The organism is Prosthecodimorpha hirschii (assembly GCF_001305515.1).
Lineage (GTDB): Bacteria > Pseudomonadota > Alphaproteobacteria > Rhizobiales > Ancalomicrobiaceae > Prosthecodimorpha > Prosthecodimorpha hirschii.
The window spans coordinates 4,529,641-4,554,758 of record NZ_LJYW01000001.1 but is presented as its reverse complement, the minus strand read 5'-3'; the positions used below and the strand labels follow the sequence as shown (position 1 = coordinate 4,554,758).

General features: G+C 70.1%; 24 protein-coding genes. 8 read left to right on the top strand and 16 right to left on the bottom strand.

Annotated features, from left to right (window positions below; all coding sequences use genetic code 11):
• Positions 1-71: 71 nt before the first annotated feature.
• Positions 72-500 carry a nucleoside deaminase gene (locus ABB55_RS20030; RefSeq protein WP_054360391.1) on the bottom strand — a complete coding sequence of 143 codons (429 nt, stop codon included), beginning with the start codon at positions 498-500 and terminating at the stop codon, positions 72-74.
• A 762-nt stretch (positions 501-1,262) separates the two neighbouring features.
• Here ABB55_RS20030 and ABB55_RS20025 point away from each other — a divergent pair.
• Positions 1,263-3,524, top strand: coding sequence for a pseudouridine synthase (locus ABB55_RS20025; RefSeq protein WP_054360390.1), 2,262 nt, complete (start codon positions 1,263-1,265; stop codon positions 3,522-3,524).
• Between the two features lie 153 nt (positions 3,525-3,677).
• Positions 3,678-4,238 carry a 16S rRNA (guanine(966)-N(2))-methyltransferase RsmD gene (gene rsmD / locus ABB55_RS20020; RefSeq protein ID WP_054360389.1) on the top strand — a complete coding sequence of 187 codons (561 nt, stop codon included), beginning with the start codon at positions 3,678-3,680 and terminating at the stop codon, positions 4,236-4,238.
• A 102-nt stretch (positions 4,239-4,340) separates the two neighbouring features.
• Here rsmD and ABB55_RS20015 read toward each other — a convergent pair whose 3' ends face one another.
• Positions 4,341-5,306, bottom strand: a complete 966-nt coding sequence (locus ABB55_RS20015; protein WP_054360388.1) for a 2-hydroxyacid dehydrogenase — start codon at positions 5,304-5,306, stop codon at positions 4,341-4,343.
• Positions 5,307-5,423: 117 nt separating this feature from the next.
• Positions 5,424-6,458 carry a LacI family DNA-binding transcriptional regulator gene (locus ABB55_RS20010; RefSeq protein WP_054360387.1) on the bottom strand — a complete coding sequence of 345 codons (1,035 nt, stop codon included), beginning with the start codon at positions 6,456-6,458 and terminating at the stop codon, positions 5,424-5,426.
• A 120-nt stretch (positions 6,459-6,578) separates the two neighbouring features.
• Here ABB55_RS20010 and ABB55_RS20005 point away from each other — a divergent pair, with 120 nt between their 5' ends.
• Positions 6,579-7,475 carry an NAD(P)-dependent oxidoreductase gene (locus ABB55_RS20005; protein WP_054360386.1) on the top strand — a complete coding sequence of 299 codons (897 nt, stop codon included), beginning with the start codon at positions 6,579-6,581 and terminating at the stop codon, positions 7,473-7,475.
• A gap of 201 nt (positions 7,476-7,676) precedes the next feature.
• On the opposite strand, the gene ABB55_RS20000 is transcribed toward ABB55_RS20005, so the two are convergent.
• The 8 genes from ABB55_RS20000 to ABB55_RS19965 form a co-directional block, all read right to left on the bottom strand.
• Positions 7,677-8,924 (bottom strand): phenylacetate--CoA ligase family protein, encoded by a 1,248-nt coding sequence (locus ABB55_RS20000; RefSeq protein WP_054360385.1) that lies wholly within the window; start codon positions 8,922-8,924, stop codon positions 7,677-7,679.
• Between the two features lie 64 nt (positions 8,925-8,988).
• On the bottom strand, positions 8,989-9,528 hold the full coding sequence (locus ABB55_RS19995) for a hypothetical protein (RefSeq protein WP_054360384.1): 540 nt from the start codon (positions 9,526-9,528) through the stop codon (positions 8,989-8,991).
• Positions 9,529-9,562: 34 nt separating this feature from the next.
• A complete protein-coding gene (locus ABB55_RS19990) occupies positions 9,563-10,369 on the bottom strand; it encodes an ABC transporter ATP-binding protein (RefSeq protein ID WP_054360383.1) in 807 nt (268 codons plus the stop codon).
• A gap of 145 nt (positions 10,370-10,514) precedes the next feature.
• Positions 10,515-11,837, bottom strand: a complete 1,323-nt coding sequence (locus tag ABB55_RS19985; protein ID WP_054360382.1) for an ABC transporter substrate-binding protein — start codon at positions 11,835-11,837, stop codon at positions 10,515-10,517.
• Between the two features lie 110 nt (positions 11,838-11,947).
• Positions 11,948-13,024 carry a branched-chain amino acid ABC transporter permease gene (locus tag ABB55_RS19980; RefSeq protein WP_054360381.1) on the bottom strand — a complete coding sequence of 359 codons (1,077 nt, stop codon included), beginning with the start codon at positions 13,022-13,024 and terminating at the stop codon, positions 11,948-11,950.
• A 12-nt stretch (positions 13,025-13,036) separates the two neighbouring features.
• Positions 13,037-13,978: a branched-chain amino acid ABC transporter permease gene (locus ABB55_RS19975; RefSeq protein WP_054362187.1), complete on the bottom strand. Its 942-nt coding sequence runs from the start codon at positions 13,976-13,978 to the stop codon at positions 13,037-13,039.
• 40 nt (positions 13,979-14,018) lie between these two features.
• Positions 14,019-14,840 (bottom strand): ABC transporter ATP-binding protein, encoded by an 822-nt coding sequence (locus ABB55_RS19970; protein WP_054360380.1) that lies wholly within the window; start codon positions 14,838-14,840, stop codon positions 14,019-14,021.
• Entirely contained in the window at positions 14,837-16,771 is a 1,935-nt protein-coding gene (locus ABB55_RS19965) for an AMP-binding protein (RefSeq protein WP_244472080.1), read from the bottom strand. The genes ABB55_RS19970 and ABB55_RS19965 overlap by 4 nt, the downstream gene beginning before the upstream one ends.
• Positions 16,772-17,301: 530 nt before the next feature.
• On the opposite strand from ABB55_RS19965, the gene nthA reads away from it, so the two are divergent.
• The 3 genes from nthA to ABB55_RS19950 are packed head-to-tail and all read left to right on the top strand — an operon-like array spanning position 17,302 to position 19,078.
• Positions 17,302-18,009: a nitrile hydratase subunit alpha gene (nthA, locus tag ABB55_RS19960; RefSeq protein ID WP_054360378.1), complete on the top strand. Its 708-nt coding sequence runs from the start codon at positions 17,302-17,304 to the stop codon at positions 18,007-18,009.
• Positions 18,006-18,713 (top strand): nitrile hydratase subunit beta, encoded by a 708-nt coding sequence (nthB, locus tag ABB55_RS19955; RefSeq protein WP_054360377.1) that lies wholly within the window; start codon positions 18,006-18,008, stop codon positions 18,711-18,713. The genes nthA and nthB overlap by 4 nt, the downstream gene beginning before the upstream one ends.
• Positions 18,710-19,078, top strand: a complete 369-nt coding sequence (locus tag ABB55_RS19950; RefSeq protein WP_054360376.1) for a nitrile hydratase accessory protein — start codon at positions 18,710-18,712, stop codon at positions 19,076-19,078. The genes nthB and ABB55_RS19950 overlap by 4 nt, the downstream gene beginning before the upstream one ends.
• 16 nt (positions 19,079-19,094) lie before the next feature.
• Here ABB55_RS19950 and chrA read toward each other — a convergent pair whose 3' ends face one another.
• Together chrA and ABB55_RS19940 are read right to left on the bottom strand one after the other, a co-directional pair.
• Positions 19,095-20,471: a chromate efflux transporter gene (gene chrA, locus ABB55_RS19945; protein WP_083463783.1), complete on the bottom strand. Its 1,377-nt coding sequence runs from the start codon at positions 20,469-20,471 to the stop codon at positions 19,095-19,097.
• A complete protein-coding gene (locus ABB55_RS19940; RefSeq protein WP_054360375.1) occupies positions 20,468-21,292 on the bottom strand; it encodes a chromate resistance protein ChrB domain-containing protein in 825 nt (274 codons plus the stop codon). Before ABB55_RS19940 ends, chrA begins: the two co-directional genes overlap by 4 nt.
• 275 nt (positions 21,293-21,567) lie before the next feature.
• Here ABB55_RS19940 and ABB55_RS19935 point away from each other — a divergent pair, with 275 nt between their 5' ends.
• Both ABB55_RS19935 and ABB55_RS19930 read left to right on the top strand, forming a co-directional pair.
• Positions 21,568-22,323, top strand: a complete 756-nt coding sequence (locus tag ABB55_RS19935; protein ID WP_054360374.1) for an SDR family NAD(P)-dependent oxidoreductase — start codon at positions 21,568-21,570, stop codon at positions 22,321-22,323.
• Positions 22,320-23,279 carry a DMT family transporter gene (locus tag ABB55_RS19930; protein ID WP_054360373.1) on the top strand — a complete coding sequence of 320 codons (960 nt, stop codon included), beginning with the start codon at positions 22,320-22,322 and terminating at the stop codon, positions 23,277-23,279. The genes ABB55_RS19935 and ABB55_RS19930 overlap by 4 nt, the downstream gene beginning before the upstream one ends.
• A gap of 149 nt (positions 23,280-23,428) precedes the next feature.
• Here the strand turns inward: ABB55_RS19930 and denD are convergent, their stop codons facing one another.
• Genes denD through ABB55_RS30965 form a run of 3 tightly spaced genes read right to left on the bottom strand, consistent with a single transcriptional unit; the run spans position 23,429 to position 25,075 of the window.
• On the bottom strand, positions 23,429-24,409 hold the full coding sequence (denD, locus tag ABB55_RS19925) for a D-erythronate dehydrogenase (protein ID WP_054360372.1): 981 nt from the start codon (positions 24,407-24,409) through the stop codon (positions 23,429-23,431).
• Positions 24,410-24,449: 40 nt separating this feature from the next.
• Positions 24,450-24,830: a DUF5615 family PIN-like protein gene (locus ABB55_RS19920; RefSeq protein ID WP_054360371.1), complete on the bottom strand. Its 381-nt coding sequence runs from the start codon at positions 24,828-24,830 to the stop codon at positions 24,450-24,452.
• Entirely contained in the window at positions 24,827-25,075 is a 249-nt protein-coding gene (locus ABB55_RS30965; protein ID WP_083463781.1) for a DUF433 domain-containing protein, read from the bottom strand. The genes ABB55_RS19920 and ABB55_RS30965 overlap by 4 nt, the downstream gene beginning before the upstream one ends.
• Between the last annotated feature and the right edge of the window lie 43 nt (positions 25,076-25,118).

Below are 25,118 nucleotides of genomic sequence, written 5' to 3'. Positions count from 1 at the left end.
TTGTGGACGATCGCTCCGAACCACCGGCGGGCCGGATGCCCGCACCCGCCGCCGCGCGACGAACCCCGTCGTCAGCGCCGTGCGCGAAAGAAATCCCGGAGCAGGTCCCCCGCTTCCGTCTCGCCGATGCCGCCATAGACGTCCGGGGCATGATGGCAGGTCGGCTGCGCGAAGAGCCGCACGCCGTGGTCCACCGCGCCGCCTTTCGGGTCGCCCGCGCCATAGTAGAGCCGCCGGATGCGCGCGAAGGCGATCGCGCCGGCGCACATCGGGCAGGGCTCGAGCGTGACATAGAGATCGCAGCCGATCAGCCGCTCCGACCCGATCGCCGCCGCCGCCGCCCGGATCGCCAGCATCTCGGCATGGGCGGTCGGATCGCGATCCGCCAGCGTCCGGTTGCCCGCCGCCGCCAGCACCACCCCGTCCCGAACCACCACCGCCCCGACCGGCACCTCCCCCCGCCCCGCCGCAGCCCGCGCCTGCGCAAAGGCGAGCTCCATGAACCCGGCCGCCGAGAGCTGCGGCGCGCCAGACCCATCCGAGGCGAGTCCGCCCGCCAGCCCCGCGGCGCCTTTCCCTTCTCCCCCGCCCCGGGGGCGAAGGGTGAGGGCTGAACGCTGGCTCTGTCCCGTTGCGGGCTCGAAGTCCTCGGCTCCTTCCCCTTCGCCCCCTCCCAGGGGGAGAAGGAAGGCGGCAGAACGCTGGCTTTGACCTGCTTCGATCTCATACCCCCCGGCTCCCTTCCCCTTCGCCCCCTCCCAGGGGGAGAAGGTGCCCGAAGGGCCGATGAGGGGGCGAGCTGGCGGCGAGCTCCGCAATCGCGGTCCGGCCGCCGGAGACCTCACTCGAACCGAGGCTCTCGTCTAATGGCGGGACCGACCCCCTCATCCGGCCTTCGGCCACCTTCTCCCCCCCCGGGGGGAGAAGGGAGATAGCCGAACGCGTGCCCTGTCCCGCTGCAGGTTCGAATCCCCCGGTTCCTTCCCCTTCGCCCCCTCCCAGGGGGAGAAGGGAGGCGGCGAGACGCTCACCCGGTCCCGCTGCCGGTTCAAAATCCCTGGCTCCTTCCCCTTCGCCCCCTCCCAGGGGGAGAAGGGGCGCGCGGGAACTCTGGCTTTGCACCGCTTCGACCTCGAAATCCCCGGCCCCTTCACTCGCGCCTGGAGACTGAAGCGAGGCGCCGGAACGGGGCTGGTCTTGTGGGTGTGACATCGGCTTACGGATCCCTCGCGAACGGCGCGCGCACCTGATAGTAAGGCGCCATGAACGAGACGAACACTTCCGACAAACCCCGGAAATCCCCTGCCCGGCCGAAGGCGCCGAAGACCGCGAAAGCGGCTGGCGACAAGCCCGGCAAGCCCGCCCGCGCCGCCCGTCCGGCCAAGCCGGACGCCATGGTCGAGGGCGATGGCGCGCCCGACCGCGAGCGCATCGCCAAGCGCATCGCCCGCTCGGGCCTCTGCTCGCGCCGCGACGCCGAAGTCTGGATCGGCGAAGGCCGCGTCGAGCTGAACGGCAAGGTGCTCGAGACGCCCGCCGTCACGGTCGGCCCGGACGACCGCATCCTGGTCGACGGTGCCCCGCTGCCGGCCAAGGAGCGGACCCGGCTCTGGCTCTACCACAAGCCGGCCGGCCTTGTGACCACCGCCAAGGACCCGGAAGGCCGCCCGACCGTGTTCGAGCGCCTGCCGGCCGAGATGCCGCGCGTCGTGTCGGTCGGCCGGCTCGACATCAACACCGAAGGCCTGCTGCTGCTGACCAATGACGGCGGCCTCGCCCGGGTGCTCGAACTGCCGGCGACCGGCTGGCTGCGCCGCTATAGGGTGCGCGCCTTCGGCACCGTCACGCAGGCCGATCTCGACGCGCTGAAGGAGGGAATCACCCTCGACGGCATCTCCTATGGCCCGATCGAGGCGGCGATCGACCGCGCCCAGGGCTCCAACACCTGGCTGACGATCGGCTTCCGCGAAGGCAAGAACCGCGAGGTCAAGCGCGTGCTCGGCCATCTCGGCCTGGACGTGAACCGCCTGATCCGCGTCTCCTTCGGCCCGTTCCAGCTGGTCGACCTGCCGGAAGGCGAGATCCGCGAGATCCGCGGCAAGACGCTGAAGGACCAGCTCGGCAAGCGGCTGGTCGAGGAGAGCGGCGCGGATTTCGAGGCGCCGCTGATCCATCACATCCACGGCGAGGCGCCAGAGGCGCCGAAGCGGGCGCGCGTCACCGGCTCCGACAAGCCGGCCCGGGCCGGACGCACCGAAATGGCCTTCGCCGGCACCGGCGAACGCAAGACGCTGCGCAAGCCGGCCGCCGCCAAACCCGAAACCCCGCCCGATGCCGCCGAGGCGGCCGCCATGCGGCATGGCCGCAAGACCGCCCGCGATGTCGAGATCGTGCGCCGGCCGACCGAGGGGCCGAGCTCGCCCGACGGATTCGGGCCGAAGAAGCGCCGTCCGCCGAAGCCGCGCGACCTGAACGCAGCCGGCAGCGCCCCGCGGACCCGCCCCGGTGGCGGCGGCGACGACCGGCCCCCGCGCCGCGTCGACGGCCCCTATGGCGATGATCGCGCGCCGCGGCGCGACGACGGCGCATCCCGCGGCGGCGCCCGCCCGCCACGCCGGGACGAAGGCTCGTCGTTCGGCGACGCGCGCCCGCCCCGGCGCGAAGATGGTCCGCCGCGCGGCGGGTCCCGTCCGCCACGGCGCGAGGATGGTCCGCCGCGCGGCGGACCGGGCCGTGGGCGCCCCCAGCCGAGCGAATTGGGCGGCGAGCGGCCGAAGCGCGGCTTTGGCGACGGGCCGCCGCGTCGGCGGCCGCGCATTCTGGAAGAAGTGCCGCCCGGCACCGAGGCCCCCGCCCCCCGGCGCGGCGGTTTCGGACCCGGCATCGGCGGCGACAAGCCGGAGCGCGGCGGATTCCGCTCGGAAGGCTTCCGCAGCAAGGCCGGCAACCGCGCCGCCGGCTTCCGCAACCATGACGGCGGCGGCTCGGTCTCCGCGCGGCCGCGCGGCGGGGCGGAAGGCGGCGAGGGCGGCCGTCCGGACAGAGGCGGATCCGACAGGAGCGGCCCCGACAGAGCCGGACAGGATCGGCGTCCGCCGCGCGAGCGCGGCCCGGGCGCTGGTGGCGGCGCCGGCAAGGGCTTCGGCAAGAGCTTTGGCGGACGCGATCGCGGCGAAGGCGGCGGAGCGCGTCCGGAGCGTCCGGACGGCGACCGCCCGTTCCGCGCCCGGGGTGGTGCCCCGGGCGGTGACCGCGACGGTCCGCGGGGCGGATTCGGCGGTGGCCCGCGCGGGGGCGGTTCCGGCGGGGGTGGTCCCGGCAGCGGCCCGCGCGGTGGCGGTGGTGGCTTCGGGGGCGGCCCGCGCGGTGGTGGCGGCGGTGGCGGCGGCGGTGGCGGCGGCGGTGGCGGCGGTGGCGGCGGTGGCGGCGGCGGACGTCCGCCGCGCAGCGGCGGTCCCGGCGGCAAGCCGTTCGGCGGCAAGCCGGGCGGACGCGGTCCGCGCGGCGGCCCGGACCGCGGCTGAGACCTGAGACCGGCGGTCATGGAACGACCGTCGGCATTCGATCCGCGGATTTCTCATGCCTCTGACGCCTATGAGAAATTCGCGTTGCTTCAACGGCCCTATGCGTCAGCATCCTGGGCCGTTGGTATGAGAAGAGACGGGGGCTGAGGCGCCATGCGCATCGTCGGCGGGCGGTTTCGCGGGACGGCTCTCGCGGCGCCCAAATCCATGGCGATCCGGCCGACCACCGACCGGGTCCGCGAGACGCTGTTCAACATCCTCGCCCATGGCCACGACGATCCGGTCGCGGCGGCGCGCGTGCTCGATCTCTTCTCGGGCACCGGCGCGCTCGGCCTGGAAGCGCTCTCGCGCGGTGCGCGCTTCTGCCTGTTCGTCGAGGACGCCGCGGAGGCACGCGGCCTGATCCGGGCCAATGTCGAGAAGCTCGGCCTGACCGGCGCGACCAAGCTGTGGCGCCGCGACGCCACGAAGCTCGGCGAACTGTCCGGCGGCCTGGAGCCGTTCGATCTCTGCTTTCTCGACCCGCCCTACGGCAAGGGCCTCGGCGAACGGGCGCTCGCCGCCGCGCGCGACGGCGGCTGGCTCAGGCCCGGCGCCCTGTGCGTGCTGGAGGAGGCCACCGAGGCGCCCTTCGCGCTTCCGGCCGGCTTCGAACTCCTCGACGACCGGGACTATGGCGAGGCGCGCTTGCGCTTCCTGCAGGTCGCCGAATAGCGGGCGGTAGGTCGCCGGATGGCGGCAGACCGGGCGCGCCGGCCGCCGCTGGACGATCCGCACGCCCCGATCCATGCGCCCGGATCCATGCGCCTCAGCCGGTCACCCCGCCCAGGGCGTCTCCACGACCGGCGTCAACGGCCGCCGGCCGCCGAACCAGCTCGCCAGATTGTCGACCACCAGCTGGCCCATCAGATCGCGGGTGTGGTGCGAGGCCGAGCCGACATGCGGCAGGAGCGTGATCCGCTCATGGGCGATCAGCCGGTCGGGCCGGCAGGGCTCGACCTCGAACACGTCGAGGCCGGCCGAGGCGATCACGCCGCGGTCGAGCGCGTCGACCAGGGCCGCCTCGTCGACCACGCTCCCGCGCCCGATATTGATCAGCACGCCGTTGGCCCCGAGGGCCGCCAGGACGTCGGCCCCGATCAGGTGCTGGGTCGCCGCGCCGCCCGGCAGCACCGAGATCAGCGTATCGACATCGCGCGCCATGGCGATCAGGTCAGGATAATAGCGCCGCGTCTCGCCGGCGACCGGGCGGCGGTTGTGGTAGACGACCGGAAGCCCGAAGGCCTCGACCCGCTCGGCGATGGCCCGGCCGATGCGACCGAAACCGACGATGCCGACGCTGCGGCCGCGCAGGGTGGTGCGGGTCAGCGGATAATGGCCCTTCGCGGCCCACTGGCCATCGCGCAGCCAGCGCTCGGCGGCGCCGAGTTCGCGCACGGTCATCAAGAGGAGGCCGAGCGCCGTGTCGGCGACCTCCTCGGTCAGCACGTCGGGCGTGTTGGTGACGATGATGCCGCGACGGCCGGCTTCGACGGCGTCGATCGAATCGTAGCCGACGCCCATATTGGCGACGATCTCCAGCTTGGGCAGCCGGTCCATGAAGGCGCCGTCGATGCGGGCGTGGCCGACGGCGACGACGCCGCGGATGCGCGGACCGACCGCGGCCAGGAAGGCCTCGCGCTCGGCCGGCGCCGGCAGACGATGGACGGTGAAATGGGCGAGGACGCCGTCCTCGATCCGCTGCATCATCGGTCCCGTCGCCAGAACATCCGCACGATCCATTGCCGCCCTCCCGGCTCCCCCTCGGCGGGGCGCCCTCTGATCTGCCGACGATTTCCGGCTTTTGGAAGCTCTAGGCGACGGCCAATCCTCTGACAAGCCGGTGCCGCCGGCGGGCGCTCATGCGGCGGGCGCCGACGTCGATTCGCGCAGGCGCAGCTCGGGCGTCACCAGGATGCGGCGCTGCTCGGGCGCGCGGCCCTGCAGGATGCCGGTCAGCATGGCGGCGGCGCGGCGGCCGACCTCCTGCTGGCCGTTCCAGACCGTGGTCAGCGCCGGCGACCAGACCGAGGCCTCCTCGATGTCGTCATAGCCGGTGACCGAGACGTCCCGGCCGGGTTCCAGCCCGCGCCGGCGCAGCTCGTTGACGATGCCGAGCGCGATCAGATCGTTGAAGGCGGCGATCGCGGTCGGCTTGCGCGCCAGCACCGCGTCGGTGATGGCGCGGCCCTCGTTGCGGGTCATCAGTTCGGTGAAGATCAGGTCCGGATCGACCGGGATGCCGGCCGCCTCCAGCGCCTCCTCGTAGCCGCGCCGCCGGTCCCGTCCGCTCGACGACTGGCTGCGCCCGCCGACGAAGGCGATGCGCCGGTGGCCGAGGCCGATCAGGTGCTCCACCGCCATGCGCAGGCCGGCACCGTCATCGCCGCGCACCATGGGCGTCTCGTCGAGACCCGGCACCTCGCGGGCGATCAGCACCGTCGAAAGCCCGGCCGTCTCCAGCCGCGTCACGTCCTTCGGCGTGGTGCCGACCGAGGGCACCAGGATGACGCCGTCGGCGCGGTATTGGAGCAGCGTTTCGAGGAAATTCCGCTGGCGGGCGAAGTCGTCGCCGTGATTGCAGAGCAGCACGGTCAGCTGATGCTCGACCAGTTCGGTCTCGACCGCTGCAACAAGCTCGGCGAAATAGGAATTCAGGATGTCGTTGACCACCACCCCGACGATGTTGGTCCGCGCGGTCCGCAGGCTGGCGGCTGAGCGGTTGTAGATATAGCCGAGTTCGTCGGCGAGCGCGGCGACGCGCTTGCGCGTGTCGTCCGCGACCAGCGGGCTCGACCGCAAGGCCAGCGACACGGTCGCGGTCGAGATGCCCAGGCGCTCGGCGATCATCGCCAGCGTCAGGCGTTTCGGGGGCGGTCTGCTCGATACGTCCATGGATTTCCTGTACCACGATTCCTGCGCGTCAGATCCGGGACGAAAGCCCCGGATCGTCAGCAATATCCCAGACCGTCGCCGATCGCGACGACGGGCAGACAAAGGCAGGGAGGCGAAATCATGGCAAAGCCCGTCATCGGGTTCGTGGGCGTCGGGCTGATGGGCCACGGCATGGCGAAGAACATCGTCGAGAAGGGCTATGCGCTGCGCATCGTCGGCAACCGCAACCGCACGCCGGTCGAGGACCTGGTCGGCCGCGGCGCCGTCGAGGCGGCCACGCCGCGCGACCTGGCGGCGGCCTGCGACATCGTCCTGCTCTGCGTCACCGACAGCGCCACGGTCGAGAAGATCGTGCGCGGTCCCGACGGGCTGACGGCCGGCGCCCGGCCCGGCCTGATCGTGGTCGACTGCTCGACCGCCGATCCCAATTCGACGCTCGCCCTGGAGGCCGAGCTCGGCCGCATGGGCATCACCTTCTGCGACGCGCCGCTGTCGCGCACGCCCAAGGATGCCTGGGAGGGCACGCTCGACGTGATGGTCGGCGCCGACGACGCCACCTTCGAGACGATCGAGCCGGTGCTGGCCACCTTCGCGGGCCGCATCGTGCGGGTCGGGGCGGTCGGCAACGGCCACAAGATCAAGCTGCTCAACAACTTCGTCGCGATGACCTATGCGGCGGTCTATTCCGAGGCCTTCACGCTCGCCAAGAAGATCGGCATCGAGCCGCAGGCGCTCGACAGCGTGCTGCGCGGCGGCCGCATGGATTGCGGCTTCTACCAGACCTTCACCAAATACCTGCTCGACCGCGACGTGAATGCGCACCGCTTCACGATCCGCAACGCCCACAAGGACCTGCGCTATGTGAGCGGGCTCGCGACCGCGTCCGGCGTCGCCAACTGGATCGGCGCGGCGGCCCGGAACTACTACGCCACCGCCGAGGCGACCGGCCATGGCGACGACAACGTGCCGCAACTCTCCGACGTGATCGCGGGCCTCAACGGCACCAGGCTCGGCTGACCCGGCGCGGCTCCGGATCGGGCAGCAATGGGCCGGGCCGGTCGTGGAGGCCGCCCCGGCCCGGCACTCCGCGTCTCCTTATCCCAACGGCCCAGGATGCTGACGCATCGGGCCGTTGAAGGAACGCGAATTTCTCATAGGCGTCAGAGGCATGAGAAATTCGCGTATCGAATGCCGACGATCATTCCATGACCGTCGGCATCAGACCGGCCGGTCGTCGGCGATCACCTTGCCGTCGTTGGGCAGCGTGCCGGCCCGGGCGACCACCACCCTGCCCTTCAGCCGCGTGATCTCGGCGAGGCTCGCCGCGACCGCGTCGGTGAAGCCGGCCGAGCCGTCCGCGGTCTCGATATGGAGGCTCATCACGTCCTGCTCGTTGTCGCGGGTGACGACGAGCCGGGCGCGGGCGATGCCGGGATGGCGGCGGACGACCGCCTCGACCTGGGCCGGATCGACGAACATGCCCTTGACCTTGGTGCGCTGGTCGGCCCGGCCCATCCAGCCGCGGATGCGCAGATTGGTGCGCCCGCAGGGCGAGGGTTCGGGCAGGATCGCGGAGAGGTCGCCGGTGCCGAAGCGGATCAGCGGATAGACCGGGTCGAGCCGGGTGACGACGATCTCGCCGACCTCGCCGTCGGGCACCGGCTGATCGCTGCCCGGCCGGACGATCTCCAGGATGAGGCCCTCGGTGACCACCATGCCGGGCAGGGTCGTCCCGTCGACCAGCCCGGTCTCATGCGCGATGGCGCCGAGATCGGCGGTGGCATAGGCCTGCCGCACGGCCACCCCGCGCCCTTCCAGATGGTCGCGCAAGCTCGCCGGCAGGGCCGCGCCGGAGACCAGCGCCTTGCGGATCGGGGCCGCGCCGCGATCGGCCTCCTGCCAGGCATCGAGCAGGATCTTCAGGAAATCCGGCGTGCCCGCATAGGCGGCCGGCCGGAACTGCGCCATCAGCTCGACCTGGGTCGCCTTGTCGGACGGGCCGGCCGGAATGACCGGACAGCCGAGCGCGCGCGCGCCGGAATCGAAGATGAAGCCGCCCGGCGTCAGATTGTACGAGAAGGTGTTGAGCACGATGTCGCCGCGCCGGAAGCCGGCGGCGTGCAGGGCGCGCGCCATGCCCCACCAGTCGTCGCCGGCCCCCTCCGGCTCGTAGACCGGGCCGGGCGAGGCGAACAGGCGGGCGACGCCGGGGCCGGCCGGCTGGGCAAGCCCGCCGAAGGGCGGCTCGGCGGTCTGCCGGTCCTTCAGGTCGGCCTTGCGCAGGACGGGAATCGCGGCGAGATCGGCGCGGGTCTTGAGCGCCTTCGCGTCGATGCCCTTCAGTCGGCCGCGCCACGCCTTGCGCCGGCCGAGCGTATCGACCGCCTCGCGCAATGCCTTGAGGAGCGCGCGGTCCCGGCTGGCGGGATCGCGCGTTTCCAGCCTGTCGAAATACTGCAAAGCCATTCGGTCCCCCCTGCCGGCGTCGGACGGACGCCGGCGTCGCTGGTTCGGGCGGACCGGGGCCCGGTCACGCCTGGATGTAGTCGTCGAGTGCACTCAGGGACGCGAAGCGGCGCAGGCCGAGCGCGGTCGGTGCCGTCACCCCGCCGTCGGCATGCAGCGTCACCTCGCGGCCGCGATAGAGCATCTTCCGGTCGGCCGGCTGCATGCCGGCCGTCGCCTGGGTGACGGCGGCATCGACGGTCATGCGGAAGGCGGCCTCGCCCGTGCGCTGTTCCTGCTCGATCGCCTCGGCGACCCGCATGGCGACGCCTTCGTAGGTCTCCGAACGGCGCTCGAGCTTGCCGAGATGGCCGGCCATCTCGACGTAGCGGCCCTCCATCAGGGTCCGGAAGGACTGGGCCTCGGCGCGGGCCGCGGCCAGCTGGTCGATGGCGCGGCCGAGCCGGTCGACGATCTGCGCCAGCCCCCACAGCACGAAGGCACCGATCATGATCAGGAAGCCCGGAACGGCGGCGGTCGCCTGCGGCGGCAGCGGATAGCCGATCGCGGTCGCCAGACCGTAGCCGAACACCAGCAGCGCACCGAGATAGATGAACCCCGACATATGTTTCCCCTCTCCGTTTGTTGACCGGGGAAACTCAGGCGAGCCAGCGTTTCCTCCGCTTGTAGTGTTTGACGTCCTTGAAGCTCTTGCGGCCGGCGGCGGCCACTCCGAGGTAGAACTCCTTCACGTCCTCGTTCTCGCGCAGCGCCTTGGCATCCCCGTCGAGAACGACCCTCCCCGATTCCAGGATATACCCATAGGTCGCGTAACGGAGTGCGACATTCGTGTTCTGCTCGGCCAACAAAAACGATACGCCCTCGCTGGCATTGAGGCGGCGCACGATCTCGAAGATTTCCTCCACGATCTGCGGCGCCAGCCCCATGGACGGCTCGTCGAGCAGGATCATGTCGGGCCGCGACATCAGCGCCCGCCCGATCGCGACCATCTGCTGCTCGCCGCCCGAGGTATAGCCGGCCTGGCTCTGCCGCCGCACCTTCAGGCGCGGGAAGAAGCCGTAGACCTTCTCCAGGTCGGCGCGGATCGCCGCGCGCCCGTCGGTGCGGGTGAAGGCGCCGGTCAGGAGGTTTTCCTCGACCGTCAGATGGCCGAAGCAGTGCCGCCCCTCCATCACCTGGATGCAGCCGCGCCGGACGAGCTCGTTCGGCGAGCGGTCCTGCACGGCCTCGCCCTTGAACAGGATGTCGCCCTTGGTCACCTCGCCGCGCTCGGCATGGAGCAGGTTGGAGATCGCCTTCAGGGTCGTGGTCTTGCCCGCGCCGTTGGCCCCCAGGATGGCCACGATGCCGCCCTTCGGGACGGTCAGCGACACGCCCTTCAGGACCAGGATGACGTGGTCGTAGATGACCTCGATATTGTTGACGGCGAGGATCGGATCGGACATCGGCGACAGCCTGTCGGGAACGGCGCGAGACGGAAGCGCCCGGGGCACGCGGCGGAAAGCCGGCACGGAGAGATCCCGCGCGGCGCCGGAAGGCGCGCCGGGAGACCGGCGCGGGAGGAGCCCCCGCGCCGGCCGGGTCACGGCATCAGGACTTCGGGCAGTCCTCGGAACGGGCCGGCCAGGGCGCGTTCTTGGCGGTGTAGTCGGAGGCGTCCTTCTCCAGGAGCGGCCGGACCTTGTCCTTCATGGGCGCGATCCAGTCGGAGGCCTTGACCCACTTGGTGCCGTTCCACTGCTGCAGATAGACCGCGTGGGCACCGGAATGGTCGTCGCAGGTGACCTTGACGGGCGCCGCGAAGCCGCCGAGACCGATCTCCTTGAAGCGGGCCTCGGAGATCTCGAGCGCCTCCAGGCCGAGCCGCATGTCGGCGGCGTTGATCACCTTCTTGCCGGTGATCTTCTGCGCCGTGCGGATCGCCTCGGCCATCAGGACCGAGTTGTAGACGCCCTTGTTGTAGTTGACCTCACCGATCTTGGACTTCTCCTTGACCGACGAATTGCCCTTGTCGAAGACGTGCTTGACGATGTCCTGCACGGCCGGGAAATCGGCGCCGGTGGCGGTGAAGTTGAGCGTCAGATAGCCCTTGCCGCCCGGGCCGGCCGGACGAGCGTCGTCCTCGGAGCCCGACCACCAGACGCCGATGAACTTGTCCATCGGATACCCAACCTTGGCGGCCTCCTTGACGGCGGTCGGGTTCATGGCGCCCCAGCCCCACATGACCATCCAGTCCGGATTGTCCTGCTGGACGTTCAGCCACTGCGACGACTGGTCCTGCATCTTGTCGGCCGGCACCGGATACTTGGCGACCTTGAAGCCGTAATCCTTGGCGAGGCCTTCGAGCAGCGGGATCGGCTCCTTGCCGTAGGGCGCGTCGAGATAGATGAAGCCGATGGTCTTGCCTTTGAGCTTGTCGAGGCCGCCGGACTTGTCGCCGACATACTTGATCGCGACCGACAGGCCGTCCCAATAGGTCAGCGGCGGGTTGAACACCCACGGGAAGGTCTTGCCCATGGCGGCGGCGGAGAGGCCGTAGGCCATCGACAGGACGGGGATCTTCTCCTGGGTCGCCTTCGGAATCAGCGCCAGCGTGATGCCGGTCGACCAGGGATTGTAGACCAACGCGCCCTTGGCCTTGGTCGCCTCGTAGCACTCGACGCCCTTCTGCGCCGTGTAGCCGGTCTCGCATTCCTCGGTGACGATCTTGACGCCGCCGATGCCGCCGTCGCGGGCATTGAGCATCTTGAAATAGTCGTGCATGCCGTCGGCGATCGGGATGCCCGAGCCGGCGAAGGCGCCGGTGCGGTAGGTCAGCAGCGGAATGTAGACCGAATCCTCGGCCGCGGCCGGCAGCGCCGTCCCGACCAGCGCCATCATGGCGGTGCCGACGAGCAACGTGTTCACGCGCATCACTTCCTCCCAGTCTTTCCCGGCCGTTCCTTGGGGCGGCGGCCGGCTTGTCGAGCCGCGTCGGAGAGCGCCGGCCGGCTCGTGCGCCGGCGCCCCGGATGGTCTTCGCGTCAGTACGGGAACGGCCAGACGCGCAATTTCTGCTTGCCGATCTGCCAGAGCCGGGCGAAGCCGTGCGGCTCGACGATCAGGAAGAAGATGATCAGGCCGCCGATGATCATCACGGTGACCTGGTCGACGACCGCGGACGGCAGTTCGATGCCGAGGATCTGCGGGGCGAACTTGATCACCACCGGCAGCGCCGCGATGAAGCCGGCACCGAGATAGGAGCCGATCAGGCTGCCGAGGCCGCCGATGATCACCATGAACAGGACCTGGAACGACAGCTCGATGTTGAAGGCGATCGATTCCATCGAGCCGTAGTGGAAGAACAGCAGCATCGCGCCGGCCACGCCGCAGAAATAGGACGACACCGCGAAGGCGAGCAGCTTGGTCGGCAGCAGCCGCACGCCCATCAGCTCGGCGGCGATGTCCATGTCGCGGACCATCATCCATTTCCGGCCGATGCGGCCGCGCACGATGTTGGAGGCGATCCAGGTCAGCGCGACCAGCAGCGTCAGGACGCACAGATAGCGCGCGGTCTCCGAGGCGCCCGGGCCGGTGATCTGCACGCCGAAGAGGCTGCGCCGGGCGGCCTCGATCGAACCCGACGAGGAATAGTTGGTCAGCCAGCCGATGCGGACGAAGCACCACTGCAGGAAGAACTGCGCCGCCAGCGTCGCGACCGCCAGATAGAGCCCCTTGATGCGCAGGCTGGGCAGGCCGAACACCACACCGATGGCGGCGGAGAAGAAGCCCGAGGCGAGCACCCAGACGAGCACGTTCACGTCCGGAAAGGCCGTCGCCAGCTTGAAGCAGGCATAGGCGCCGACGCCCATGAAGGCGCCCGTGCCGAGCGAGATCAGCCCGGCATAGCCGGTCAGGATGTTGAGCCCGATCGCCGCCATGGTCAGGATCAGCATCGGGATCATGATGGTCGAAACGAAGAAGGGCGACCCGAACATCGGCACCGCCAAATAGGCGATGGCCAGGATCACCGCGATGCCGATCCGATCCTGCCGGATCGGGAACACCGCCATGTCGTCGGCATAACCCGTCTTGAACTGACCTGCCTCGCGATAGAACATCGATCCCGTCCCTCAAACCCGCTCGATGATCTTCTCGCCGAACAGGCCCTGCGGCCTGAACAGCAGGAACAGAAGGGCGATCATGTAGGCGAGCCAGCTTTCGATGCCGCCGCCGATCAACCGGCCCCAATAGATCTCGCCGATCTTCTCGCCGATCCCGATAATCAGCCCGCCCACGATCGCGCCCGGCACCGAGGTGAAGCCGCCGAGGATCAGCACCGGCAGCGCCTTCAGGGCGATGATCTCCAGCGCGAAGGACACGTCCGAGCGCGCCCCCCACATGATGCCGGTGACCAGCGCCACGATGCCGGCCGCGAACCACACGATCACCCAGATCTGCTCGAGCGAGATGCCAACCGACAGCGCCGCCTGGTGGTCGTCGGCGACCGCGCGCAGCGCCCGGCCGATCCGGGTGCGCGAGAAGAAGAAGGCGAGCCCGGCGACCATCACGATGGCGACGATGGCGGCGGTCAGGTCGATCAGCTTGATGACGACGACGCGGTCGAACAGCGGAATGCGCCAGACCCCGGACGGAATGCCGAGTTCGTTGGCGATCATCACCTTCGGCTCGCCGCCGAAGACCAGTTCGCCGAAGCCGACCAGCACGCGCGTCAGCCCGATCGTGGCCATCAGCAGGATGATGTCCGGCTGGTTGACCAGCGGGCGCAGCACGATCCGCTCGACGCCGACGGCCAGCACATACATGACCACCAGCGCCAGCGCGACCGCCACCCAGGCCGGCACGCCGGCCTCGTGCAGGCCGACCAGGGTCAGGGCCGCGAACACGACCATGATGCCCTGGGCGAAGTTGAACACGCCGGAGGCCTTGAAGATCAGCACGAAACCGAGCGCGATCAGCGCATAGAGCACGCCCGAGACGAAGCCCTCCCAGATCACCTGGACCAGGAAGGCCGGATTGGTCGCCATCCGGGCGAAGGGTTCGACCAGCACCATCGAGAGGACTTCGAGAACCTGTTCCACCGTCGCCCCGCCTTCAGTGCTGCACGCCGAGATAGGCGTCGATCACGTCCTGGTTCTTCTGCACCTCGTCCGGCGTCCCGTCCGCGATCTTGCGCCCGTAGTCGAGCACGACGACGCGGTCGGAAATGTCCATGACGACGCCCATGTCGTGTTCGATCAGCGCGATCGTGGTGCCGAACTGCTCTCGGACATCGAGGATGAAGCGGCTCATGTCCTCCTTCTCCTCCAGGTTCATGCCGGCCATCGGTTCGTCGAGCAGGAGCAGTTCCGGTTCCTGCGCCAGCGCGCGGCCGAGTTCGACCCGCTTCTTCAGGCCGTAGGGCAGCTTGCCGACCGGCACCTTGCGGATATGCTCGATCTCCAGGAAATCGATGATCTCCTCGACCTTGCGCCGATGCGCGATCTCTTCGTTGAGCGCCGGGCCGACGCGCAGGCATTGCCAGAAGAAGCCGACATTCATCTTCAGCGCCCGGCCGGCCATGATGTTTTCGAGCGTGGTCAGCCCCTTGAACAGGGCGACGTTCTGGAACGTCCGGCTGATGCCCTGCTGGGCGGCCGTATCGGGCCGCTGCCGGCGCCGCACCTCGCCGCGATAGGTGATGCGGCCGTGCTGGGGATGGTAGAAGCCGTTGATGACGTTGAGCATCGACGTCTTGCCGGCGCCGTTCGGGCCGATGATCGCGCGGACCTCGCCCTTGCGGATGTCGAACGAGATGCTGTTCAGCGCCTTCACGCCGCCGAAGGCGAGGCTGATCCCCTCGACCTCCAGGAGCACCTCGCCGGCCGCGATCGGCTTCGGCCCGGCGCGCCGTCCGGTATCCACGAACGCCATCATTCTGCGGCCTCCCGGACCGGCTCCGGCCGCACGGCCGGATAGGTCGCCATGTCGCGGATCTTGACCGTGGCGGCGATCGATCCCTTGCGGCCGTCCTCGAAAGTCACTTCGGTATTCACGTAGCGCTCCGTCGAACCGTCATAGAGGGCCTCGACCAGCGGGGCGTAGCGCTCGGCGATGAAGCCGCGCCGGACCTTCTGGGTGCGGGTCAGTTCGCCGTCGTCGGCATCGAGTTCCTTGTGCAGGACCAGGAAGCGCTGGATCTGCGAGCCCGACATCATCGGCTCGCCGGCGAGGTCGCGATTGACCTGGTCGACATGGCTGGCGATGATATCGTAGACCTTGGGATGGCCGGCCAGTTCCTGGTAGCTGGCATAGGAAACGTTGTTGCGCTCCGCCCAGTTTCCGACCGCGACGAGATCGATATTGATCATCGCGCAGCAGAAGCCGCGGCCATCTCCGACCGCCACGACCTCCTTGATGTTCGGGAAGAACTTGAGCTTGTTCTCGACATATTTCGGCGCGAACAACTCGCCGGAGAGAAGCCGGCCGACATCCTTGGCGCGGTCGATGATCCGGAGGTGGCCGGTCTGGTCGAAGAAGCCGGCATCGCCCGAATGCACCCAGCCGTCCGCCGTCTTGGTCGCGGCGGTCGCCTCCGGGTTCTTGAAGTAGCCCATGAACACGCCGGGGCTGCGGTAGAGCACCTCGCCGGTCTCCGAGATGCGGATCTCGACATCCGGCGCCGGCTTGCCGACGGTGTCGGCGCGGATTTCGGCATCCGGCTGCATGGTCACGTAGACCGCGGCTTCGGTGGCGCCGTAGAGCTGCTTCAGGTTGACGCCGATGGAGCGGAAGAAGCGGAAGATCTCCGGGCCGATCGCCTCGCCGGCCGTGTAGGCGACGCGGATGCGGCTGAAGCCGAAGCGGTTCTTCAGCGGCCCGTAGACCAGGATCTCGCCGAGACCGTAGAGCAGCCGGTCGACCAGGCCGACGGGCTGGCGGTCGAGGATCGCCTCGCCGACGCGGCGCGCATGCTCGATGAAATAGTTGAACATGCGCCGCTTCGGCGCGCTGGCATCCTCCATGCGCACCAGCGTCAGGGTGAGCAGGTTCTCGTAGACGCGCGGCGGCGCGAAGGCATAGGTCGGGCCGATTTCGCGCCGGTCGTCGACCACCGTCTCCGGGCTTTCCGGACAGTTGACGCAGAAGCCGGACACGTAGGACTGGGCATAGGAGAAGATGTGATCGCCGACCCAGGCGAGCGGCAGATAGGCGATGACCTCCTCGGCCGCGCTCAAGGCATCGAACTTGATGCCGTTCTCGGCCGAGATCAGCACGTTGTCGTAGCTGAGCATGACGCCCTTGGGCTTGCCGGTGGTGCCCGAGGTGTAGAGGATCACGGCGAGATCGCCGCCCCGGCCGGCCGCGATACCCTGGCGCCAGCGCGCCTCCAGCCCGGCATCGGCGGCCCGCGCCTTGCGGCCGATCTCCTGGACGGCGGCGAAGCCGTGCAGCCGCGTATGGTCGTAGTGCCGCAGCCCGCGCTCCTCGTCATAGACGATATGGGCGAGGCCGGGCAGCCGGTCGGCCATGGAGAGCACCTTGTCGGTCTGCTCCTGGTCCTCGACCACCGCGAAGGCGACCTCCGCATGCTCGAGCACATAGACCATCTCGTCGGCGACGGAATCCTTGTAGACCGGCACCGGCACGCCGCCGATCGACTGCACCGCCGCGAAGGTCCAGTAGAGCCGCGGCCGGTTGGCACCGACCACGGCGACCGTGTCGCCCGCCTTCAGGCCGAGCGCCTGCAGGCCGAGCGCGACGTCGCGCACTTCGTCGGCAACCTGCGCCCAGGTCCAGGTCTGCCAGATGCCGAGATCCTTCTCGCGGATCGCCGGTCGGCTGCCCATGACGGCGGCATTGCGCATAAGCAGTTTCGGAAACGTATCGTCGCCAGCAGCACGTGCGGCCACAGCCATGCCTCCCTGAACCGCGCCCCTTGAGGGGTCTTTGCGGTCGGCCGCTCGCGGCGGCCCGTTGCTCCCATGCCCCAGACAATGCCATGCTGTTCGCCGGGTGCATAGCAGACCCTTGACAGACGAAACCTCAGGGTTTCTGTTATGGCTGCCGGTGGTCTCGTCCGACGCAGCGCTGCCACCTGCGCCGTCGCGCCGACCACGGAACGGCCACGATGGCGCCCCGCGATCGTCGGGGGCCTCCAGCCACCCGGCGCTCTGGTGCGTCCGCCCTCTGAAGCCCCTGCCCCTCGGACGCCTGGCGCGCCGCGCCCCAGACGTCCTGCCGCACCGCCTTTCTGATACCTGCCCTTCTGACGCCCGCCCTTCTGGCGCCCGAACCCGCCGGTCCGCCGCCCTGCGCGCCCGGCGGCGCGAACCCCTGGCCCGTCGCTTTGACGCGTGGCATCCGGACGGGTAGCGTCGCGGCTCCGGAGGACGCGATGGGCCACGACCACCCGCACGATCACGATCGTCAGCACGATCACGACCATCAACACGATCACCACCATGGTCACGACCATGATCATGACCACGACCATGACGGCTCGGCGCTGTCCGAGGTCGCGCTCAGGGTCAGGGCGCTGGAATCGCTGCTGGTCGAGAAGGGCTATGTCGATCCGGCCGCGCTGGACGCGCTGATCGAGACCTACGAGACCAAGGTCGGGCCGCGCAACGGCGCCCGCGTGGTCGCCCGCGCCTGGAGCGACCCGGCCTTCCACGCCTGGCTGATGCAGGATGCCACCGCGGCGATCGCCTCGCTCGGCTATACCGGGCGGCAGGGCGAGCACATGGTGGCGGTCGAGAACCGTCCCGGCCGGCACAACATGGTCGTCTGCACGCTGTGCTCCTGCTATCCGTGGTCGGTGCTCGGCCTGCCGCCGGTCTGGTACAAGGCCGCGCCCTACCGCTCGCGCGCGGTGATCGAGCCGCGTTCGGTGCTGGCCGAGTTCGGCGTCACCCTGCCGGACGAGACCGAGATCACCGTCTGGGATTCGACCGCCGAGATCCGCTATCTGGTCATCCCCGAGCGCCCTTCGGGCACCGAGGGCTGGAGCGAGGACCGGCTCGCCGACCTGGTCACGCGCGATTCCATGATCGGCACCGGTCTCGCCCTGCCGGCGGATGCGCATCCGGAGGCCGCGGCATGAACGGCGCGCAGGACATGGGCGGCCAGATGGGCTTCGGCCCGGTGGCGCCGGAAGTGAACGAGCCGCTGTTCCATGGCGCCTGGGAGAAGCGGGCGCTAGCCATCACGCTGGCCATGGGGGCGACCGGCAGCTGGACCATCGACCGCTCGCGGTTCATGCGCGAGTCGATGCCGCCGGCGGCCTATCTGTCCAAGAGCTACTACGACATCTGGGCGACCGGCCTGGAGCGCCTGCTCATCGATACCGGGCTCGCCAGCGCGGAAGAGATCCGCACCGGCCATGCGCTGACGCCGCCGGCCCCGGTCAAGCGCGTCCTCAAGGCCGCCGACGTGCCGGCGGTGCTCGCCCGCGGCGGCCCGTGCGACCGGCCGGCCACCGCCCCGGCGCGCTTCGCGGTCGGCGACCGGGTCATGACGCGCATCATGCATCCGAAGACCCATACCCGCCTGCCCCGCTACGCGCGCGGCAAGCCGGGCCGGATCGAGGCCGTGCACGGCGCCTTCGTGCTGCCCGACACCAACGCCCACCACCAGGGCGAGGGACCCGCCTGGCTCTACGGCATCGTCTTCGACGGCCGCGACCTGTGGGGTCCCGACGGCGATCCCCTGCTGACCGTCCGCATCGACCTGTTCGAACCCTATCTGGAGCCTGCGCCTCTGGAGCCCGCCCCCTTGGAGCCCGCCCTCTTGGAGCCCACACCGTGACGGCCGACCGGCTCGCCGCCTTGCCGGCGATCCCGCGCGACGCCGACGGGCCGGTGTTCCGCGAGCCTTGGGAGGCGCAGGCCTTCGCGCTGGCGGTGCGGCTGCACGAGGCCTGCCTGTTCGGCTGGGACGAATGGGCCGCCGCGCTCGGTGCCGAGATCAAGGCCGCGCAGGCCGCCGGCGATCCCGATACCGGCGAGACCTACTATCTCCACTGGCTGGCGGCCCTGGAGAAGCTCGTCGCCGCCAAGGGCGCGGTGACGGACGCCGAACTCGCCGACCGCAAGGCCGCCTGGGATCGCGCCGCCCGCGCCACGCCGCACGGCGAACCGATCGTGCTCGGCCGCGAGCTGCAGGCCCCCTGAGCTGGACGACGGATCGTCACGCCACCCCGGCCATGCGTGCGGCGAAGCCGAGCGCCGCGGTCAGGCCGACCGTGCCGGCGACCGACCAGTGCCTTCGGAACAGCACATAGGCCGCGACCAGCGCCAGCACGGCCGCGACCGGGTCGAGCGACAGCGGCACCGGCAGGTCGAGCGCCAGCCAGCCGTGCCGGATCTGCGTCACCTCCCGGAACAGGATGTGGAAGGCGAACCACAGCGACAGCTTGAGGATGACGCCGACCACCGCCGCCGTGATGCCGGCGAGAGCGGCCGACAGGGCCGGCACCCGTCCGATGCGCTCGACCAGCGGCGCGCCGAGCAGGATCCAGAGGATCGACGGCGTGAAGGTGACCCAGGTGGTCATCGCCGCGGACAGGAGCCCCGTCGAGACCGCGTCGAACGGCGCCGGATGGCGCCATCCGGCCAGGAAGCCGACGAACTGCGTCACCAGGATCAGCGGACCCGGCGTGGTCTCGGCGAGACCCAGGCCGTCGAGCATCTCGCCGGGCGTCAGCCAGCCGTGGCTCGTCACCGCCGCATCGGCCATATAGGCCAGCACCGCATAGGCGCCGCCGAAGGTGACGACCGCGAGCTTGGAGAAGAATCCGGCCACGACCACCAGGACATGGTCCGGCCCGAGCGCCAGCCCGGCCAGCAGGACCGGGCCGCCCCAGGCGAGCGCGCCGATCGCCGCGACCAGGATCGTGCGGCGCACCGCGCGCGCCCAGTCGATCGGGCCGGGCTCGATCCGGGTCGCCGGCCCCTGTCGGCCGCGCAGGAAAGCGGCGCCCGCCAGCCCGGCGGCGACGACCACCGCCGGATAGGGGATCGCGGTCAGGAACAGGACGGCGAATGCCGCCGCCGCGATCGCCCAGGCGGGCGGGGCTTTCAGCGCGCGGCGCCCGACCCGGATCAGGGCCTCGACGACGATCGCCAGCACGCCGGCCTTGACGCCGTAGAACAGGGCCTCGACGGCGGCGAGCCGGCCGAAGGCCGCATAGGCCCAGGCGAGCGCCAGCATCAGGAGGGCGCCGGGCAGCACAAACAGGAGGCCGGCCGCCAGTGCGCCGGCGGTCCGGTGCAGGTGCCAGCCGCAGAAGGTGGCCAATTGCTGCGCCTCGGGGCCGGGCAGCAGCATGCAGAAATTGAGCGCGTCGAGATAGCGCTTCTCGTCGAGCCAGCGTTTCTCGTCGACCACGATGCGGTGCATCAGGGCGATCTGGCCGGCCGGCCCGCCGAAGGACAGGCAGCCGATCCTGGCGAAGGTGGCGACCAGTTCGCCGAAGGACGGCGGCCCCGCCGACCGCCGGGGATCCGCCCCGCTGCCGCTGTCGAGTGGGCCCGCGCCGCCGGTCCGGTTCGAGGCGCCCGTCATGATGCCGTCCCCGGGCGGCGGGAGACCCAGTCGTGGGTCTCGCCGGTCGCGTCCCGGGCCCAGCGGTAGAGGGCGTCGTAGAGAACCATGCCGGCATCGAGCTGCGCGAGGTCGGTGGCGTGCATGCGCGACAGGCCCAGCGACAGGGCGAGCAGGCCGGCGGCCTCGGGCGCGAGGTCGGGCCTGTCGGTATCCGCGCCGCGCACGATCGCGGCGACGCGGTCGAGCGGCGGGGTCGAGAGTTCGAAATCCTGCAGCAGGGCGTCGAAGCTGCAGCCTGCGCCGCGATGGGTGAAGCGGACGCCCTCGACATCGAACGGCGTCGCGCCGAAGCGCTCGGCCACCGCCTCGACCTCGCCGGGCGCGACGAACAGGAAGACCGCATCCGGATCGACGAACCGGCGGATCAGCCACGGGCAGGCGATCCGGTCGATCTTCGGGCGCGCCCGCGTCACCCAGACGGTCCGCCCGGCGGCATCGCGCGGCGGCAGGGCGGCGTCCGGGATCATCGGCAGCGATGCGTCCGCCCAAGCGCGGAAGCCACCCTCGAGCACGACCGCATCGGCGCCGCCATGGCGCAGCCAGGCGGCCACGCCGTGCGACAGCTTGGCGCCGCGCTCGCAGACCACGACGACGGAGCGGCCGGCAAAATGGGCCGCGCCGTCGACGGCCTCGGCATGGCCAAGGCGGCGCGAGCCCGGCAGCAGCCGGGGATCGCGCGCGAAATCCTCCGGCACGCGAACATCCAGGATGGCAGGGCCATGCGGGAGCCCGACGAGACGGGCAAGTTTCTCGACGGAAATACAGGCAAATCCGGGCATCAGGCAGCCTCGACGGTCGCGACGGGAAAACCAGGGGGGTCGGGACGCGATCGTTCGGCCGAAGCCTCGTGGGGAAACCGCACTCCCCATGGACATGGATCATGGAGAGTGCGTCCCGTATGGTCAAGAATGCCGTCAGCACCCGGTTTGCGCGACGCGGCCGGGAAGGCTCGCGCAGAAGCTCGCCGGCTGCATGGTCATCATGCCGGCCGGCACCTGTCCGGCCGGGACCGGATCGGATAGGGATGATTGCTCGGACAAAAGTGGGGAAACGCATGCCGACGCGGTACGATTTCGAGGGCCAGGTCGCGGTGGTGACCGGCGGTGCGCAGGGCATCGGACGGGCCGTGGTCGAGCGGCTTCTGACCGACGGCGCCCGGGTCGCGATCTGGGATCTCGATGTCGAACTCGCCGCGGAGACGGCGGCCGAACTCGGCGGCGACAGCGACATCCTGCCGGTCAAGGTCGACATCGGCGACTATGCCAGCGTCGAGGCCGCGCGCGACGCCACGGTCGCAAAGTTCGGCCAGGTCGACATCCTGGTCAACAATGCCGGCATCGCCGGCGCCAATGCCAAGCTGTGGGACTATCCGGTCGACGAGTGGAACCGCATCTTCCGGATCAACACCGCCGGCACCTTCCATTGCTGCAAGGCGCTCGCGCCGCTGATGGTCGCCCGCAACTACGGCCGGATCGCCAATGTCGCGTCGATCGCCGGCAAGGAAGGCAATCCGAACGCGTCGGCCTATTCGGCCTCCAAGGCGGCCGTGATCGCGCTGACCAAGTCGCTCGGCAAGGAGCTCGCCGACTACGACATCGCCGTCAACTGCCTGACCCCGGCCGCCGCCCGCACGGCGATCTTCTCCCAGATGTCGGAGGAGCACATCGCCTTCATGCTGTCCAAGATCCCGCGCGGCCGCTTCGTCGCCGTCGAGGAGGTCGCGGCAACCATCGCCTTCATGGTCTCGCGCGAATGCTCGTTCACGACCGGCGCGGTCTTCGACGTCTCGGGCGGACGGGCCACCTATTGAAACCTCCGACCGATCTTCCCGGCACGGCCGAGCCGGTGCTGGCCGGCAGGCCGGCCGGCCCGGCCGCGGACATCGAGGCGCGCCGCGCGCAACTGGCGCGCCTCAAGGGCATCGGGCTGATGTGCCTGGCGCTCGCCTGCTTCTCGGTGCTCGACGGCGCCGCGAAGTGGCTGGTGCGCGACATGCCGGCGCTGCAGGTCACCTTCGTCCGCTACACCGTGGCGCTGGCCCTGATCGCCGCCTTCCTCAATCCCTGGACCCAGGCGGACGCCTGGACGACGCGCCGGCCGTTCCTGCAATTCGTGCGCGGGCTCCTGCTGTTCGGCTCGACCATCTTCAACTTCATCGCGGTGCGCACGCTACAGCTCGCCGACACCATGGCGATCGCCTTCGCGACGCCGTTCCTGATCGCGCTCCTGTCCGGCCCGCTGCTCGGCGAGCGCATCGGCTGGAAGAACTGGGTGGCGATCCTGATCGGCTTCGCGGGCGTGCTCGTCATCACGCGCCCGGGCACCGGCGGCTTCCAGACCGCCATGCTGTGGAGCTTCGGCAGCGTCGCCTGCTACGCCGCCTACGGCATCGCGACCCGGACCCTGTCGGGCATCGATTCGACCGCCAGCATGCTGGTCATCTCGGCGGCGATCCCGGTCGGCATGCTCGCGCCCGTGATGCCGGCGGTCTGGGTCTGGCCGCCGACGACGCTCGACTGGGCGCTGATGCTGCTGCTCGGCCTCGCCGGCGCCGTCGGCCATTTCTTCCTGATCCGCGCCTATACCCATGCCCCGGCACCGGTGGTGGCGCCGTTCATCTACACCCAGATCGTCTGGGCCGTCCTGATCGGCTACCTGGTGTTCGGCGACCTGCCGGGTCTCAACACCATCGTCGGCGCCTCGATCGTGATCGGCAGCGGCCTCTATCTGATCTGGCGCGAGACCGGACCCTCCGCCGGCCGCTGACCGGACCGGACCGGCCCCTGCTCTCCGCCGGGATCGCTCGTACCGGCCAGACCGCCGGAGCGCGCTTCCCATCGACTGCCAGCAAACAGAAGCCCCCGCGCCGGGATCGCCGGCACGGGGGCTTCCGTGGTCCCGTCACGGGTGCCGGATCACTTGACCCAGCTGCCGCCGAGTTCGTCGTCGATATGGACGCGGATGATCTCGTCGAAGGTCTTCTCGGCCGTGAAGCCGAAGCTCTCGGCGCGCGAGGCGTCGAAATTGCGCGGCCAGCCGGCGACGATGCCGCGGATGGTCTGGTCGGGCTCGCGGCGGATGCGGGCGACGACGCCGTCGCCGGCGACACGGCGCAGGGCCTCGATCTGCTCGCCGACCGTGACCGACAGGCCCGGCATGGTCAGGTTGCGCCGCGCGCCGAGCGGGGCGGTGTCCATCGTCGCCGCATGGATCAGGAAGCCGACCGCCGAGCGCGGCGAGGCATGCCAGTGGCGCACATCCTCGTCGACCGGCAGCACGGCCTCATGGCCGGCGAGCGGCTCGCGGATGATGTTGGAGAAGAAGCCCGAGGCCGCCTTGTTGGGCTTGCCGGGGCGAACGCAGATGGTCGGCAGGCGGATGCCGACGCCGTCGAAGAAGCCGCGGCGCGAATAGTCGGCGAGCAGCAGTTCGCCCATCGCCTTCTGGGTGCCGTAGGAGGTCAGCGGCGTCGTGAAGAACTCGTCGCCGATCGCCTCCGGGAAGGGCGCGCCGAAGACCGCGATCGAGGAGGTGAACACCATGCGCGGCTTGTAGCCGCCGCCGACGAGGCGGATGGCGTCGAACAGGAAGCGCGTGCCGTCGAGATTGATCCGGTAGCCCTTCTCGAAATCGGCCTCGGCCTCGCCCGACACGATGGCGGCGAGATGGAAGATCGCGCCCGGACGCGCGGCGATCAGGCGTTCGGCCTCGCCCGGCACCGACAGGTCGCCCTGCAGCGCGACGATCGGGAACGGCGCCTCGGGACGATCCGGCACGATCACGTCGGTCAGCGTCATGGCGGTGATCGGTGTCGCGCCGAGACGGCCGTCGCGGACCAGCCGCTCGGTCAGCTTGCGGCCGACCATGCCGGCGGCACCGATGATCAGGACATGCATGCGGAACTCTCCTCTTGGACGTCTTCAGCGTTTCTTGCGGTCAGTCGCTCCGGGCGGCCGACCAGGGTTCGAGCGTGACGGCGCCGGCAGCGTCGATTTCGACGAGACAATCCGCCGGCGCATGGTCCTCCAGATGGATCATGAGACCCTCGAAAAGCCGGGCCTGCAGCGCCAGGGGCCCGTTGGGCACGATGACGGCGAGGCCCGGATGCCGCGGCAGGCGCGCATAGATCCGCCGAAAATCGCGCCGGTTGTTGGTGACCAGTACGGCACCGCGCCCGACGGCCGCACCGGCGATCAGACCATCGGGCGTGCCGGCGAGGCCGAGCCGGACGACATGCTCTGCCAGATGGCCGCGCGCCGCAGCCAGATCGACCAGACGCCGGTGCAGGCATTCGTCGATCAGGAAATCGAGATTCACGGCGCCGAAGGTCCGAGCGGGATGCCGCGCGCTTGCGCCCAGCGGCTGACCGCATCGACGGCATCGGCAGGAAGGCTTGGATATCCGTCCAGAATCTCGGCCGCAGACGCGCCGCTGCGCAATTCAGCGACGATGGTCATTGCGGGAACGCGGGTTCCCGAGACGCATGGCATGCCACCCAGGATGTCGTCCCGTTCGACGACCCCGCTGTGGACTGCGGCCCGTTCTCCCGATGCGGTCGCCATGACGCGTCTCCCGAAACCCCGGTGCCAGTCTAGCGCCTTCCCG